A 14,464-nucleotide genomic window follows, 5' to 3' on the forward strand; every position below is an offset into this window, starting at 1 on the left:
TCTTTCGCTGCATCGCCTGCTTCGCGTGCTTTATCCAGTTCGCGGAACAGACCGCCCAGTTCACGTGCATCCGCCTGACGCAGGAAGGTGTACAGTTCTTCAACCAGAGATGCTACGGCAGTTTTCTCGTGCATGGACTGGTCTGGCAGAGGACCGAAGTCGGAGCGCAGTGCCGCAACCATCCAACCGGACAGGTACAGGTAGCGACGTTCAGTAGAACCGAAGTGCTTCTTGATGGAGATCAGCTTCTGCTGACCAACAAAACCGTGCCAGCAGCCCAGCGACTGGGTGTACTTGGTTTTGTCTTTGTCGAATTCAGCCATGTCACGGCGCATGATGCCCGCAGTGTATCGAGCGATGTCCAGGCCAGTTTTGAATTTGTTCTGAGCACGCATGCGTGCAGCAGATTCTGGATTGATCGCATCCCAAGGGCTACCTGCTTCGGCCTTCAGCGCAGCGATACTTTCGATATCTTTGTTCAGTGTAGACATGGCAATTCCTTAATTATTATGTGGCGGCCTGTGTTGTGGCTGCTCAATTCGAGAACACGATCCATACTAGTGTGCGAGGCGGCATAAATGAAATAAATGCGCGTTATCTTGGGTATCATTCTTATGAATGTGGTACATTGGTGTAGTGTTTCCAGTTGGTTACGACTGGATGAATGGGTCGTTAAAAAGGGCGTGATGTATGAATCTTGAGCGGGTCGATCTTAATCTGTTGGTGTATCTGGATGTGTTGCTACGCGAGCGCAACGTAACCAAATCAGCCAGCATTCTGGGTATTACCCAGCCCGCAATGAGTAATGGCTTGCGCCGATTGCGCGAAACTTTTGATGATCCGCTGCTGGTGCGTACCAGTGAGGGAATGGTGCCTACGGAGCGTGCACAAGCGTTGCAGCCGATGATCCGTGAGGTCCTGGCGGTAATCGAGCAAGCGGTGGAGCCGAGTACGGAATTTGATGCCGCCTCCAGCGACCGTGTATTCCGTATCATGACGAGTGACTACGGGGAGGCGACTCTGCTGCCAAGACTGTTGGATCGCCTTCACATGGAAGCTCCGGACGTGGTGCTGGATATTCTCACACCCAGTGACATGAGCTTTCTGGAGGTAGAGCGCGGCCAGGTGGATCTGGTCATCAACCGCTTTGATTCCATGCCGCAGTCGTTTCATCAGGTCACCCTGTGGCGTGATAGCTTCTCCTGTCTGCTGAGTGCCGCCAATCCAATCGTTGATGACTTTACCCTGGATAGTTATCTGCAGGGCAATCATGTGTGGGTGAGTAAAACAGGCATGGGCGCGGGGTTGGGGCTTACGCCTAAAGATACCAAACGTCTCGGCTGGGTGGATGAGGCGTTGGCCCGAATCGGGCGTCAGCGGCATATCTCGGTGTTTACCCGCCACTATCAATCGGCGTGTCAGTTGGCCGAGTCAAAATCATTGATCGTGACGATCCCGAGCAAGGCTGCGCTGCAGGCGCAGGAGGGTAATGCGGGTGTTGTGTTGAAAGCACCTCCGTTCGATATACCGCCGTTTGAGCTGAAGATGGCCTGGAGTCCGTTGTTGCAGCGTAACAGTGCTCACAAGTGGCTTAGGAGGACGATTGCTGATGTGGCGAAGGCAGTCGAAGAGGAAGCTGCTGCCGGTGGTGCGAAGAGCTAACACCGGCAGCGCGAGCGAGGCTGGTTTACTCGCAGTAAACGGAACCCTGATTGAACAGGCTCACCAAAATCTGCAGTGCCTGATCTGACCAATCGCCCTGATTGATCACGATATTCACGTTTTGGCACAGGCTGGTAGCCAGTGTGCAGGTGGCGCCTTCACACTCGAAGCTTGTACCATCGGCAAACAGAATCACCTTGTCGTCGGCAAGCTGGTAGTAGGATAAGCGACTGCCTTCGTTACGGGTCAGCAGTAGATCGCCGTCTTCCAGTGCCCCTTGGATTTGCTCCAGCGATATCTCATCTTCAGGCTCCTGATCCAGATCCGGGTATTTTGGATCGGTCACGTACTGGCCCAGCCACGTTGCCAGCTGAGACTCGTCGTTCAGGTAGCGGTTAAAAATATCGCGTACCTGCTGCAGTGCTTCCGGTCCAATCTGCCCCGGATTGTCCTGCAGATCCATGCCCGGATCGGTGTAGCGAGACTCTGAAGTCAACTTCTCGCCCACAAAGTCAGTAAAGCTGCGCAGGATCTCCGCGTGTGACGGTGCACGGAAACCCACAGAGTAAGTCATGCAGTCGTCGCTTTCGCTGACGCCGTTGTGACCGACTTGTGGTGGGATATAGAGCATATCGCCCGGTTCCAGTATCCATGTGTTTTCCGGTTCCCAGTCTGGGATGATCATCACCGGCAGGTCTGGACGGCGTGGAGAGTTCTGATCAAAGAATCCACCCACTTCCCAGCGACGCTTGCCTTGTGTCTGAATCAGAAATACATCGTAGTTATCATAGTGGGGACCAACGCCTCCCCCCTGGCTGGCAAAGCTCACCATCAGATCGTCGTAACGCCAGTTCGGAATAAAACGGAACTGCTCTAAGATCTCATTGGCTTCCGGTACCCAGTGGTCCACCGCCTGCACCAACAGGGTCCAGTTGTTTTCTGGCAATTCGGCAAAAGTCTCTTCGCCGAATGGACCGTGTTTTAGCTCCCAGTTATCCTGGTTCTGAATCACCAGACGGGACTCGACATCTTGCTCGCAGGCCAACCCTGCCAGCTCATCAGGGCCTACAGGGGGTTCCAGATCAGGAAAGGCATTGCGAATAAGCAGTGGCTTCTTCTGCCAGTACTCCTTCAGGAAGGTTTCGACCGAAATGTCGCCAAAAGGGGAGGGTTGCTGTGTCATTAGCTAATAATTCCTGCGAGACGTTCTACGGAGTCTTCCAGTTCGCCCATCACTTTGCGCATGTCGCGTGCGGAGAGGGCGGCCATGCGATTGTTGCCAACCAGGCGAACACATTTCTGGATGCTAGCCATACACTCAGAGATGCTGGCGGCATCATATTCAAGACGACGAGACTGGTCGTGTGCTGCCTGGAGGCCTCCGCGCAGCTGGTCCATATGGGCGCGCAGTTCGTCGGTTTGTTTAAGCAGGGACGCGAGATCTTGATGCATAGCGATTTCCAATACTGTATGAGTCGGTTAAGACTTCTTGTTATCGAGTGTTTCCTCGATGGACGCGAGAATTCCGCGCAGCATATTCAATTCCGTTTTCTCCGGGCGGGAACGGTTGAAATACCGGTGTAGCTTGTCCAGTACTTTGCCCTGATGCTGCGGGATGATGAAATTGGTACGTCTCAGCACCCGTTCGAGGTGATCGTAGAATAACCCCATCTCTTTGTGGAGGGGATATTCCTGCTGCGGATACTGCGTGTCATCGCGTTCCGATTCCATCCATAATTCGTAGCACATCACCTGTGCGGCTTGAGAAATGTTCAGCACAGGATAGTCTGGGTTGGATGGAATAAACACGTGAAAGTTGCACTGTTGCAGTTCGTGATTATGCAGCCCCATCGTCTCGCGGCCAAACACGATGGCTACACTGCCTTGTTGGGCCTCGGCAACGGCTTTTTTCGCACAATGCCGTGCGTCCAGAACCGGCAGGTTAAAAGTGCGGTTGCGTGCGCTAGTGCCGATAACCAATTGGCAATCGCTAATCGCTTCTTCCAAGGAGCCAACGATGGTTGCGGCTTCAAGCACGTCTTGAGCACCCGCTGCGCGGGAGACTGCTTCTTCGCTTGGGTAATCATTGGGTTCTACCAGCCATAGGTCAGTCAGGCCCATGTTTTTCATGGCGCGGGCAACAGCCCCGATATTACCGGGATGGAAGGTGTTGATCAGAACAATTCGGATGTTATTGAGCATAGATGGATCAGGTTTCACTCAAGTGGGTTACAAACTGGCGCACATCATAAACAAATCGCTCCCGGTGCCATAGTTGTGGCGAGTGATCGGAATTTTCGTAGATGTGCAGTTCGGAGTCCTTGATCTGGGTCGCTACCCAGTCAGCCAGTTTTAGCGAGTAGAACTGGCTTTCGTCGCCGTATATAAGCAGGGCAGGGACGTCAATGTTTGGCAGTACATCGCGATAATCCTGTGCGCTCAGGGACTGCCAGCAGTTGGTTAGCATCGGGCCGGGCAATTGTTTCAGGTATTCACGCATCTTCTGGAAACCACGGGAGTTGCGTTCGTAGTTTTCGCGTGAGCGTTTGTTGTTGCCAAACGCGGCCAGCTCCAGAACGCCTTCGGCGAAGTTTTCTGACAGACGTTGTATCAGTTCCTGGTTCTTGTTGCTTGGAAAGTTGCTGTAGATCCCGTGCTGCCAGCTTTCGTCGGTCACCAGCTTAGGCGACTGGTCAACGATACAGACGCCGCTCAGGCGCTCGGTGCCGAACTGGCGAATATATTCCCAGGTTGTCAGCGCGCCCATGGAGTGGCCAATGAGTAAAGCGTCGCTCAGATCATATTTCTCGATAAGCAACTGCAGATCCTGCGCCATGGTCTGAATATGGGTATCGCAGTCTTCCGGATACTCGTGGTCACCATGACCGCGAGCATCCCAGCAGAATATCTGGAACTCATCCGCCAGTTCGGACGCAAAAGGCAGCCATTCGCGGGCGTTTGCGGTCCAGCCGTGCAGAAAGATAAGTGGGCGACCGTGCCCAAGGCTGATATAGCGTATCGGAAGTCCGTCCGCCGCGATCAGTTTTTCCATTATTGAGTCCTTCGCAGTTTCTTGCTCTGAGAGTCAGTCAGAAAAAACGGGGCACTAGGCCCCGTTTTTATTTGGCGTAAAAAGCGCTTAGATCGCTTTCGCCTGATCGATTGCGTTGCCGATGTAGCTCTGAGGTGTCAGGGCTTTCAGTTCGTCTTTCGCTTCCTGAGGCATTTCCAGTGTGTCGATGAACGCCTGGATAGTGGCTTTGTTCATGTCCTGACCACGGGTCAGTGCCTTCAGCTTCTCGTACGGCTCTTCGATGCCGTAGCGACGCATCACAGTCTGGATTGGTTCAGCCAGTACTTCCCAAGCGTTTTCCAGATCCGCGTCCAGAACAGCCGGGTTGATCTCCAGTTTGCTGATACCCTTCAAAGTGGACTGGTATGCGATCAGGCTGTAACCGAAGCCAACACCCATGTTACGCAGAACGGTGGAGTCGGTCAGGTCACGCTGCCAGCGGGAGATTGGCAGTTTAGCTGCCAGGTGCTGCATAACCGCGTTAGCGATGCCCAGGTTGCCTTCGGAGTTTTCGAAGTCGATTGGGTTAACCTTGTGCGGCATAGTGGAGGAGCCCACTTCACCCGCGATGGTTTTCTGTTTGAAGTATGCCTGAGAGATGTAACCCCAGATGTCACGGTCGAAGTCGATCAGGATGGTGTTGAAGCGGCAAACCGCATCGAACAGCTCTGCGATGTAATCGTGTGGCTCGATCTGAGTAGTGTATGGGTTGAAGGTCAGGCCCAGGCTCTCAACAAATTCCTGTGCATTAGCAGCCCAGTCAACGTCCGGATATGCAGACAGGTGAGCGTTGTAGTTACCAACCGCACCGTTGATCTTGCCCAGGATTTCGTTGTTTTTCAGCTGTTTGATCTGACGCTGCATACGGTATGCAACGTTCGCCATCTCTTTACCAACGGTAGTAGGAGACGCGGTCTGACCGTGGGTGCGGGACAGCATCGGCTCGGATGCGTGCTCGCGACCCAGTGCAGCGATCTCGTCGGTAACCTGCTGCATCAGAGGCAGAGCTACGTCCAGGCCTTCTTTCAGCATCAGTGCGTGAGACAGGTTGTTGATGTCTTCAGAAGTGCACGCGAAGTGAACGAATTCGCTCACTGCAGCCAGTTCAGCGTTGTCTGCAATGCGCTCTTTGATCAGGTACTCAACCGCTTTTACGTCGTGGTTGGTGGTGCGTTCGATCTCTTTGACACGTTCTGCTTCAGTCAGGCCGAAGTTGTCGACCAGGTTGTTCAGCAGGGCGTTCGCTTCGTCGCTCAGGGCAGGAACTTCGGTGATCTGCGGGTGAGCAGCCAATTTCTGCAGCCAGCGTACTTCAACAGTTACGCGTGCTTTGATCAGGCCAAATTCACTGAATACTGCGCGCAGGTCAGCTGTTTTGCTGCCGTAGCGACCGTCAACCGGGGATACGGCTGTGAGGGCGGAAAGCTCCATGTTAATCGATCTCTTCGTTCACTGGTGAAAATCAAGGGCGGCATTATAGCGAAAAAACCGCCCTTGCTGTTAGCGATGTTACAGGTTTGCCTGGATTTTTTTCAGGGAAGGGCGCATACGCGATTTGAAGAAGAACAGATGCCAGCGCTTGCCGCCTACCTGACGCCAGAGCATGGCTGCACGAATACCTGCCAGCAACAGGCTGCGGATCTTGGCGGCGTTCTCTGCATTTTGCAGGTGGCGCGGGTCACCGCCCACCTGAATGCGGAAGCTAAAGGTGCTGATTGTTTCCTGATACAAGCTGGCCAGATTAGCGATCACACTGGGATGGCAGAAGGTGGAGGGGTTTTCCATCGGGTCTTCGTTCTCTGGCGAAAAGTAGCGCGCCTGTTCGCGAATCTGTTCCAGGCGGCTACCGACCGACTGCATCATCTCTTTATTGCTGCTGAGTTTGCGTTCCAGGTACATCATGCTCAATGCGTAGCGCACAATATCCTTGTTATGTTCAGAGCGCTTTTTCTCTACCAGATCCTGCATATTGCGCAACCCTAGCTGAAGGTTGTAGGGCAGGTCATGTACGCCGCCGTAAATCTCTTCAGTATTGTGTGGGTTCATCACAAAGGTACTGTAAAGCGATGTTTCCAGACTGTTTTGCGGAACCATACCGCGGGTAGCGATCTGTTCCACGAGCGCTGCCGCCTGGAATAGACCGGCCAAGGCGATGGCTTGTTCGTCGTGCTGACGCGACATCAGGCCTGTTCCTCCGTTTTGTTATTTTTTCCTGTATTTTCTATAACTCCGCCACCCAGGCAAATATCACCATCGTAGAAGACCACGGACTGGCCTGGGGTAATGGCGCGTTGCGGCTCGTCGAAGGCCACGAAATACTCGCCTTTTTCATTGCGGGTTACGGTACAAGCCTGATCATCCTGACGGTAACGGATTTTAGCTTTGCCGGTAAACGGTAGCGTTGGTTCCTCGCCGCTGATCCAGAAGATTTCGGATGCGGTCAACCATTCGGTGAACAGCAGGTCGTTTTGTTTGCCCTGTACGGCGATCAGAACGTTGCGTTTCAGGTCTTTGTCGGCCACAAACCAAGGGGCTTCCGGGTGGTTTTTCAGGCCGCCAATGTGTAGACCCTGACGCTGTCCGATGGTGTAGTACATCAGGCCCGAGTGATCACCGATCACTTCGCCTTCCGGGGTCTCGATCTTGCCCGGCTGTGCTGGCAGGTACTGCTGCAGGAAATCTTTAAAACGACGCTCGCCGATAAAGCAGATGCCGGTACTGTCTTTTTTGTTGTGGGTGATCAGGTCGTGCTCTTCCGCCAGGCGGCGTACTTCCGGTTTCTCCAGTTCACCTACCGGGAATAGTGTCTGAGCCAGTTCATCGGTGCCGACCTGATGCAGGAAGTAGCTTTGGTCCTTGTTCGGGTCCAGGCCTTTTAGCAGTGCCGCCTTGCCATTCACTTCGCCACGGCGGGTGTAGTGACCGGTGGCGATCAAGTCTGCGCCCAATTCCTTAGCGTATTCCAGGAACGCTTTAAACTTGATCTCACGGTTGCACAGGATGTCTGGGTTAGGGGTGCGGCCTGCTTTGTACTCCTCGAGGAAGTGTTCGAATACGTTGTCCCAGTACTCTGCGGCAAAGTTGGCCTTGTGCAGATGGATACCCAACTTGTCACACACCGCTTGCGCATCGGCCAGGTCGTCTTTGGCCGTGCAGTATTCGGTACCGTCGTCTTCATCCCAGTTCTTCATAAACAGGCCTTCGACCTGATAACCCTGTTGCATCAGCAGCAGTGCGGATACGGAGGAATCAACGCCGCCGGACATGCCGACGATTACTTTGGTGTTTGCGGTGTTTGTCATTGAGGGATCGTTCTGTCTTTAATCCAGGTTTTCAAATACAAAATCCATTGGGTAGTTCTTACCCGCCAGATAGTCGTCGATACAGCGCAGTACGGTTGGGCTGCGCAGTCGATCTTTTTCTGCTTCCAGTTCTTCCCGGGTGAGCCACAAGGCGCGGATGATGCCGTCGTCCAGTGGATTGTCGGGATAGTGCTTTACAGCCTCGGCAGCAAAGCATAGTCGATGATACGTTACGTTGCTGTTGGGGGATTTATAGGCATACATTCCCACCAGGTATTTCAGTTCTACTACCCAGCCTGACTCTTCCATGGTCTCGCGCAGGGCCGCATCAGCAAACAGTTCGTTCTCTTCCAGATGACCTGCAGGCTGATTCAGTACAATACGCCCGCTGGATACCTCTTCGATCATCAGGAAACGACCGTCACGCTCAACCACTGTGGCAACGGTTGCATGTGGCGTCCAACACATAGTGCTTCCTTCTACATCTTACAAAGGCGCAAAAGATAACATTAATGGTATTATTTTTCTTGTATGCGGTTTAAGAAGTGAAAGCCGCTATCGTTTTTGTATGATCCAGCAGAGGTATACGGATGTCCGGTACGTTTATAAAGGTACAGACCGAAGATTTTGAGATTGGCCGTTTGTCTGAGCAGGTGCGTGCAGACGACGCGACCAGTGGCGCCATTGTGACCTTTACCGGGATCGTGCGTGAGATGGAAGAGGTGGATGATCACCTGAAGGCGCTTTATCTGGAGCACTACCCGGGTATGACCGAGAAGGCGTTGGAAAAAATCGCAGACCAGGCCCGAGAACGCTGGGATCTCGGGAATATTATCATCGTCCACCGTGTGGGAGAGCTGCCGCTGAACGCAAATATCGTGTTTGTGGGCGTAGGTAGTGCACACCGTGATAACGCGTTTCTTGCTGCGCGCTTCATTATGGATTACCTGAAGCGCGATGCTCCGTTCTGGAAAAAAGAGATTACCGGAGAAGGCGAGCAGTGGGTGGAGCAGAAGTCCACCGATATCAATGCTGCCAACGACTGGTAATTACTGATCTGATTAGCGGCGCGGCCCTGAGCGTCGCTGCTGTTGTGCTCGTTTTCCGGAGCGATTGGCTCCGGATCGGCTGGGGCGCTTGGGGGCAGGTAGATTGATCTGTGCCTTTTTGAATTCACCCTGGTTGATGCCGTCCAGTGTCCACTGGCCGATGGCATAGCGAATCAGACGCAGTGTCGGGAAGCCAACTGCGGCGGTCATACGCCGTACTTGGCGATTACGACCTTCTGAAATTTTGATCTCTACCCAGCTGGTCGATTGGTTTTTACGTTCCCGGATCGGTGGATTGCGGGGCCAGATCTCTGGCTCCGGCATGGCACGGGCCTTAGCCGGGCGAGTCATGCCATCCTTCAGTTCCACCCCCTTGCGAAGCATGTTTAAAGCTTCATCGCTAATCTCCCCTTCAACCTGTACCCAGTAGGTTTTCTCCATCTTGAATTTGGGATGGGCCAACTGGTGTTGCACATTGCCGTCATTGGTAAGCAGTAATAAACCTTCCGAGTCGTAATCCAGGCGTCCGGCTGCATAGACCCCTTTCTCTTTTACATAACTGGCCAGCGTGTCGCGACCTTCGCTATCGGTAAATTGGGATAGAACACGAAACGGTTTGTTGAAAAGAAGAACGTTGGCCATCAATCAGTCTTATGAGAAGTCGGGTGTGGTTGTTGCCAACGGGGTGCTGCTGGCTGTGCTATATATTACACGCTGCAAAGGATTATTCTAAGAACGTAATTGAGCTGTGTTGCAGGGTCTGTAACACAGTTCCGACCGGATACGGAGAAGGCTATGGGTTACCAGAATATTCAGGTTCCAGACGGACAGAAGATCACGGTGAACGAAGATTTCTCGCTAAATGTACCTTTCAATCCAATCATTCCTTACATCGAAGGAGATGGCATCGGAGTCGATGTATCGCCGGTGATGATCGATGTGGTGAATGCGGCTGTCGCTAAGGCATACAACGGTAAGCGCCAGATTGCATGGATGGAGGTCTATGCCGGTGAAAAGGCGACCGAAGTCTATGATCAGGATACCTGGCTGCCCGATGAAACGCTGGCGGCGTTTAAAGAATTTAAGGTGGGTATCAAAGGTCCGCTGACTACGCCGGTAGGTGGGGGGATTCGCTCCTTGAATGTAGCACTGCGCCAGGAGCTGGACCTGTACGTGTGTCAACGTCCGGTCCGTTGGTTCGAGGGTGTGCCAAGCCCCGTGGTAAATCCCGGCGATGTGGACATGGTGATCTACCGAGAAAACTCTGAAGACATTTATGCGGGTGTTGAGTGGAAGGCGGGTTCACCGGAAGCAGATAAGGTGATCAAGTTTCTCAAAGAGGAGATGGGCGTCACCAAGATTCGCTTTGATCGGATGTGTGGTATCGGTGTGAAGCCGGTATCTGAAGAAGGTACTAAACGCCTCGTGCGTCAGGCCTTGCAGTACTGTGTAGACAACGACCGCGAATCCCTTACTCTGGTGCATAAGGGTAACATTATGAAGTTTACCGAGGGGGCGTTTAAAGAGTGGGGCTATGAGTTGGCGCGCGATGAGTTTGGTGCCGAGCTGCTGGATGGTGGTCCCTGGATGAGTTTTCAGAATCCGAGAACGGGTCGCGATATAGTCGTTAAAGATGTAATTGCGGATGCGATGCTGCAGCAGATCTTGCTGCGTCCTGCTGAGTACGACGTGGTGGCTACTTTGAACCTCAATGGGGATTACCTCTCCGATGCGTTGGCCGCTGAGGTGGGCGGTATTGGTATCGCGCCAGGTGCAAACCTGTCGGATGATGTGGCGATCTTTGAGGCGACACACGGCACGGCGCCTAAATACGCCGGTCAGGATAAGGTGAATCCGGGCTCGGTGATTCTGTCAGCCGAGATGATGTTGCGGCATATCGGTTGGATCGAAGCGGCGGATCTGATTATCAAGGGTATGGACGGTGCGATCTCGGCGAAAACAGTGACCTATGACTTCGAGCGGTTGATGGATGGGGCGACCTTGCTGTCCTGTTCCGCGTTTGGTGATGCGATCATCGATAATATGTAGGAGTTGGTCGTTGGTCTGCGAGTGACTGACCCGAAACTAAAAAACCAGCCGGATGGCTGGTTTTTTGTGGTCGAATTGAGGTTCGACGAAGTGCTTGATGACTATGAATCCAGAATTTAACGCTTTCTATGTTCGTATGCCGTTGGTTTTGACCAGGTGTATTGGGTGTTGCCAAGTCGCTTCCAAACCACGATCTATTCTTTGCCTCACAGCATTTGTTGTTATTTGAATCGATACTACCTGAGAAATCAGGTGGTGAGCGGTCGAATGTTTACAGCGTGCAGGCCTTTAGGGCCAGGCTCTGTATCAAATTCCACGGTTTGCCCGGCCTTCAGGCTTTTGTAGCCCTCGGTTTGGATGGCCGAGTAATGCGCAAAGAGATCCTCGTTATGCTCTTCAGAGAGGATGAAGCCATAACCCTTAGCATTGTTGAACCACTTTACTTTCCCTGTCTGCATAGAAAGACTCCTAATATCCAGATCCAGTGATGAAGAAGAATGCGTAAGCAAACCTCAACTGCTGCCCTCGGTGCTGTTAAAATATAGTTTAAGAGGACTGCAAATTCCTTTACGTCTTCGCAGGGACACCAGATACTCATCACTCCTGCTGCGAACAATTATAGCATGCAGAATTCGGTCATGTGGATAGGCGTGCAATTAATGTTCAATTGTTTATTGATTTACCCTAAAAGACAGATTTTCATGGAAAACACAAACTTACTGAATACTATTCGCCTGTCGAATGAGCCTTCAGAGGGCGAAGGCTACCCGGATCATGGGGTAGTCACAGAGGAGACTAAGCCCGAATTAAAGCGGCCTTCGATGTACCGTGTTGTACTGATGAATGACGATTACACACCGATGGATTTTGTTGTGGAGGTGTTGATGGCGTTCTTTAACATGAACGAAGAAAAAGCCACCCAGGTGATGTTGGCTGTACATACACAAGGAAAAGGTGTCTGTGGCGTCTATACTCGTGATGTAGCCGAAACTAAAGCTGCGATGGTGAATCAATATGCAAGAGATAACAAACATCCCTTGCTGTGTGAAATTGAAAGTGTATAGGGGGCCGCTATGCTGAACCGAGAGCTTGAAGATACGCTCAGTGCAGCCTTCAAAGCCGCAAAGGAAAAACGGCATGAATTTATGACGGTCGAGCATTTGCTGTTGGCGTTGCTGGATAATCGTGCCGCCACTGATGTGTTAAATGCGTGTGGAGCTGATGTGGAGAAGCTTCGCCAGACCTTGGCTGATTTTATTGACGAAACAACACCCCTGTTACCTGACGATATTCCAAACATCGAAACGCAGCCTACACTCGGCTTCCAGCGTGTATTGCAGCGAGCGGTGTTTCACGTGCAGTCATCCGGCAAGAGCGAGGTGACCGGCGCAAACGTCCTGGTAGCAATTTTTAGTGAGCAGGAGAGTCAGGCAGTATTCGTACTTCAGCAGCAAGGTGTGGAGCGCATCGATGCTGTGAACTACATCTCACACGGCATATCTCGTGTGTCCGATCATCAACACGATGCCAGTGAAGCCAGTGTAGAGGGTGAGGCGAAGGAAGATGCCGAGAAGAGCCCGCTGGCGAAGTATGCGGTTAACCTTAATGTGGAAGCTTCACAGGGGCGTATCGATCCGTTAGTGGGACGTGACTCCGAGGTTGAGCGTGTTATCCAGATCTTGTCTCGTCGCCGCAAAAACAACCCGCTGTTGGTTGGTGAGGCAGGGGTAGGCAAAACGGCGATTGCTGAAGGTCTGGCTAAGCGGATTGTTGAACAGCAGGTACCGGAAATTATCTCCGAATCTGTCGTTTACTCTCTGGACCTAGGTGCGTTGCTGGCAGGCACTAAATACCGTGGTGACTTTGAGAAGCGATTAAAATCGCTGCTGAGTGAGATTCGTCGTCAGGATCATGCGATTCTGTTTATCGATGAAATTCATACCATCATTGGTGCCGGTGCGGCTTCCGGTGGTTCTATGGATGCTTCGAACCTGTTGAAGCCATTGCTGAGTTCCGGTGCGATCCGTTGTATCGGATCTACTACCTTCCAGGAATTCCGTGGCATCTTCGAAAAAGACCGTGCGCTGGCGCGTCGTTTCCAGAAAGTCGATATTCTGGAGCCGACCGTAGAAGATACCTACCAGATCCTGAAAGGTCTGAAAGGTCGCTTCGAAGAGCATCACGAGATCGAGTATGAGGATGAGGCACTGCGTGCTGCGTCCGAACTCGCAGACCGTTACATCAACGACAAGCATATGCCGGATAAAGCGATTGACGTGATCGACGAGGCGGGTGCCTACCAGCGCCTGTTGCCGCAAGAGCTACGCAAGAAAGTTATCGGTGTTGAGGATGTGGAAACGGTTGTCGCTAAGATTGCGCGTATTCCGCCGAAGAGTGTCTCTGCATCTGATAAGGATCTGCTGGCGAAGCTGGATAAGAACCTGAAAATGGTTGTGCTGGGGCAGGATGAGGCAATTGATACGCTGGCTGCGGCAATCAAGTTGTCCCGTGCGGGTCTGAAAGAGCCTAACAAGCCGGTTGGTAGCTTCCTCTTCTCTGGCCCAACTGGCGTGGGTAAGACCGAAGTAACTACCCAGTTGGCGCGCCTGATGGGTATCGAGCTGGTGCGGTTCGACATGTCCGAGTATATGGAGCGTCACACCGTATCACGCCTGATTGGTGCGCCTCCTGGCTATGTTGGCTACGATCAGGGCGGCCTGCTGACTGAAGCAATTACCAAGTCGCCACATTGTGTGTTGTTGCTCGATGAAATTGAGAAGGCGCATCCCGAAGTCTTCAACCTGCTGCTGCAGGTGATGGATAACGGTACCCTGACCGATAACAACGGGCGTAAGGCTGATTTCCGCAACGTGATTCTGGTGATGACTACGAATGCGGGGGCGGAACAGATGGCACGCAACTCCATCGGGTTCTCCAAGCAGGATCATACCACCGACGGCATGGAAGCAATTCGCAAGCTGTTTACACCGGAATTCCGCAACCGTCTGGATGGTATTATTCAGTTTAAAGCGCTGGATGCAGATATCATCAAGGGTGTGGTTGATAAGTTCCTCACCGAGCTGCAGGTTCAGCTGGATGATAAACGGGTTGTACTGCATATGGATGATGCGGCACGAAGCTGGTTTGCTGAAAATGGCTACGATCAGCAGATGGGGGCGCGACCAATGAAGCGTCTGATCCAGGAAAAACTGAAGAAGCCGCTGGCAGAGATGATTCTGTTTGGCGAACTTGCTGAGGAGGGCGGTGATGTTGCGATTACCGTCGGGCCAGACGGAGAGTTGAGTCTGGAGGTTATGGAGGCAGCCTGA

General features: G+C 52.6%; 15 protein-coding genes and 1 pseudogene. 5 read left to right on the forward strand and 11 right to left on the reverse strand.

What is annotated here, in order from left to right; translation table 11 throughout:
• Positions 1-491: pseudogene (locus tag QKW35_RS11035) on the reverse strand (isocitrate lyase); the annotation flags it as partial.
• A gap of 199 nt (positions 492-690) precedes the next feature.
• Here QKW35_RS11035 and QKW35_RS11040 point away from each other — a divergent pair.
• A complete protein-coding gene (locus QKW35_RS11040; protein WP_282353090.1) occupies positions 691-1,662 on the forward strand; it encodes a LysR family transcriptional regulator in 972 nt (323 codons plus the stop codon).
• Between the two features lie 25 nt (positions 1,663-1,687).
• Here the strand turns inward: QKW35_RS11040 and QKW35_RS11045 are convergent, their stop codons facing one another.
• From QKW35_RS11045 to QKW35_RS11080, 8 genes are all read right to left on the reverse strand, one after another.
• Positions 1,688-2,845 (reverse strand): ribosomal protein uL16 3-hydroxylase, encoded by a 1,158-nt coding sequence (locus tag QKW35_RS11045; protein WP_282353092.1) that lies wholly within the window; start codon positions 2,843-2,845, stop codon positions 1,688-1,690.
• Positions 2,845-3,114: a hypothetical protein gene (locus QKW35_RS11050; protein WP_282353093.1), complete on the reverse strand. Its 270-nt coding sequence runs from the start codon at positions 3,112-3,114 to the stop codon at positions 2,845-2,847. Before QKW35_RS11050 ends, QKW35_RS11045 begins: the two co-directional genes overlap by 1 nt.
• Positions 3,115-3,141: 27 nt before the next feature.
• Positions 3,142-3,864, reverse strand: a complete 723-nt coding sequence (gene trmJ, locus QKW35_RS11055) for a tRNA (cytosine(32)/uridine(32)-2'-O)-methyltransferase TrmJ (RefSeq protein WP_282353094.1) — start codon at positions 3,862-3,864, stop codon at positions 3,142-3,144.
• 7 nt (positions 3,865-3,871) lie between these two features.
• Positions 3,872-4,714, reverse strand: a complete 843-nt coding sequence (locus QKW35_RS11060) for an alpha/beta fold hydrolase (protein ID WP_282353095.1) — start codon at positions 4,712-4,714, stop codon at positions 3,872-3,874.
• An 87-nt stretch (positions 4,715-4,801) separates the two neighbouring features.
• Positions 4,802-6,166 (reverse strand): adenylosuccinate lyase, encoded by a 1,365-nt coding sequence (gene purB, locus QKW35_RS11065; RefSeq protein WP_282353096.1) that lies wholly within the window; start codon positions 6,164-6,166, stop codon positions 4,802-4,804.
• Positions 6,167-6,244: 78 nt separating this feature from the next.
• Positions 6,245-6,916: a high frequency lysogenization protein HflD gene (gene hflD / locus QKW35_RS11070; protein WP_282353097.1), complete on the reverse strand. Its 672-nt coding sequence runs from the start codon at positions 6,914-6,916 to the stop codon at positions 6,245-6,247.
• Positions 6,916-8,037, reverse strand: coding sequence for a tRNA 2-thiouridine(34) synthase MnmA (mnmA, locus tag QKW35_RS11075; protein WP_282353099.1), 1,122 nt, complete (start codon positions 8,035-8,037; stop codon positions 6,916-6,918). Before mnmA ends, hflD begins: the two co-directional genes overlap by 1 nt.
• Positions 8,038-8,055: 18 nt before the next feature.
• Positions 8,056-8,505 (reverse strand): NUDIX hydrolase, encoded by a 450-nt coding sequence (locus tag QKW35_RS11080; protein WP_282353100.1) that lies wholly within the window; start codon positions 8,503-8,505, stop codon positions 8,056-8,058.
• Between the two features lie 122 nt (positions 8,506-8,627).
• On the opposite strand from QKW35_RS11080, the gene moaE reads away from it, so the two are divergent.
• Complete coding sequence (gene moaE / locus QKW35_RS11085) at positions 8,628-9,086, forward strand: molybdopterin synthase catalytic subunit MoaE (RefSeq protein ID WP_282353101.1); 459 nt, start codon at positions 8,628-8,630, stop codon at positions 9,084-9,086.
• Positions 9,087-9,098: 12 nt separating this feature from the next.
• Here the strand turns inward: moaE and QKW35_RS11090 are convergent, their stop codons facing one another.
• Positions 9,099-9,728 (reverse strand): pseudouridine synthase, encoded by a 630-nt coding sequence (locus QKW35_RS11090; RefSeq protein ID WP_282353103.1) that lies wholly within the window; start codon positions 9,726-9,728, stop codon positions 9,099-9,101.
• Between the two features lie 153 nt (positions 9,729-9,881).
• Between QKW35_RS11090 and icd the strand changes: the two genes are divergently transcribed.
• Positions 9,882-11,135 (forward strand): NADP-dependent isocitrate dehydrogenase, encoded by a 1,254-nt coding sequence (icd, locus tag QKW35_RS11095; protein WP_282353105.1) that lies wholly within the window; start codon positions 9,882-9,884, stop codon positions 11,133-11,135.
• 248 nt (positions 11,136-11,383) lie between these two features.
• Here the strand turns inward: icd and QKW35_RS11100 are convergent, their stop codons facing one another.
• Positions 11,384-11,593 carry a cold-shock protein gene (locus QKW35_RS11100; RefSeq protein ID WP_282353107.1) on the reverse strand — a complete coding sequence of 70 codons (210 nt, stop codon included), beginning with the start codon at positions 11,591-11,593 and terminating at the stop codon, positions 11,384-11,386.
• 243 nt (positions 11,594-11,836) lie between these two features.
• Between QKW35_RS11100 and clpS the strand changes: the two genes are divergently transcribed.
• Together clpS and clpA are read left to right on the forward strand one after the other, a co-directional pair.
• Positions 11,837-12,199: an ATP-dependent Clp protease adapter ClpS gene (gene clpS, locus QKW35_RS11105; RefSeq protein WP_282353109.1), complete on the forward strand. Its 363-nt coding sequence runs from the start codon at positions 11,837-11,839 to the stop codon at positions 12,197-12,199.
• Between the two features lie 9 nt (positions 12,200-12,208).
• Entirely contained in the window at positions 12,209-14,464 is a 2,256-nt protein-coding gene (clpA, locus tag QKW35_RS11110) for an ATP-dependent Clp protease ATP-binding subunit ClpA (RefSeq protein WP_282353112.1), read from the forward strand.

Origin of the sequence: Pontibacterium granulatum, assembly GCF_029961155.1 — a bacterium.
GTDB lineage: Bacteria > Pseudomonadota > Gammaproteobacteria > Pseudomonadales > Balneatricaceae > Pontibacterium > Pontibacterium granulatum.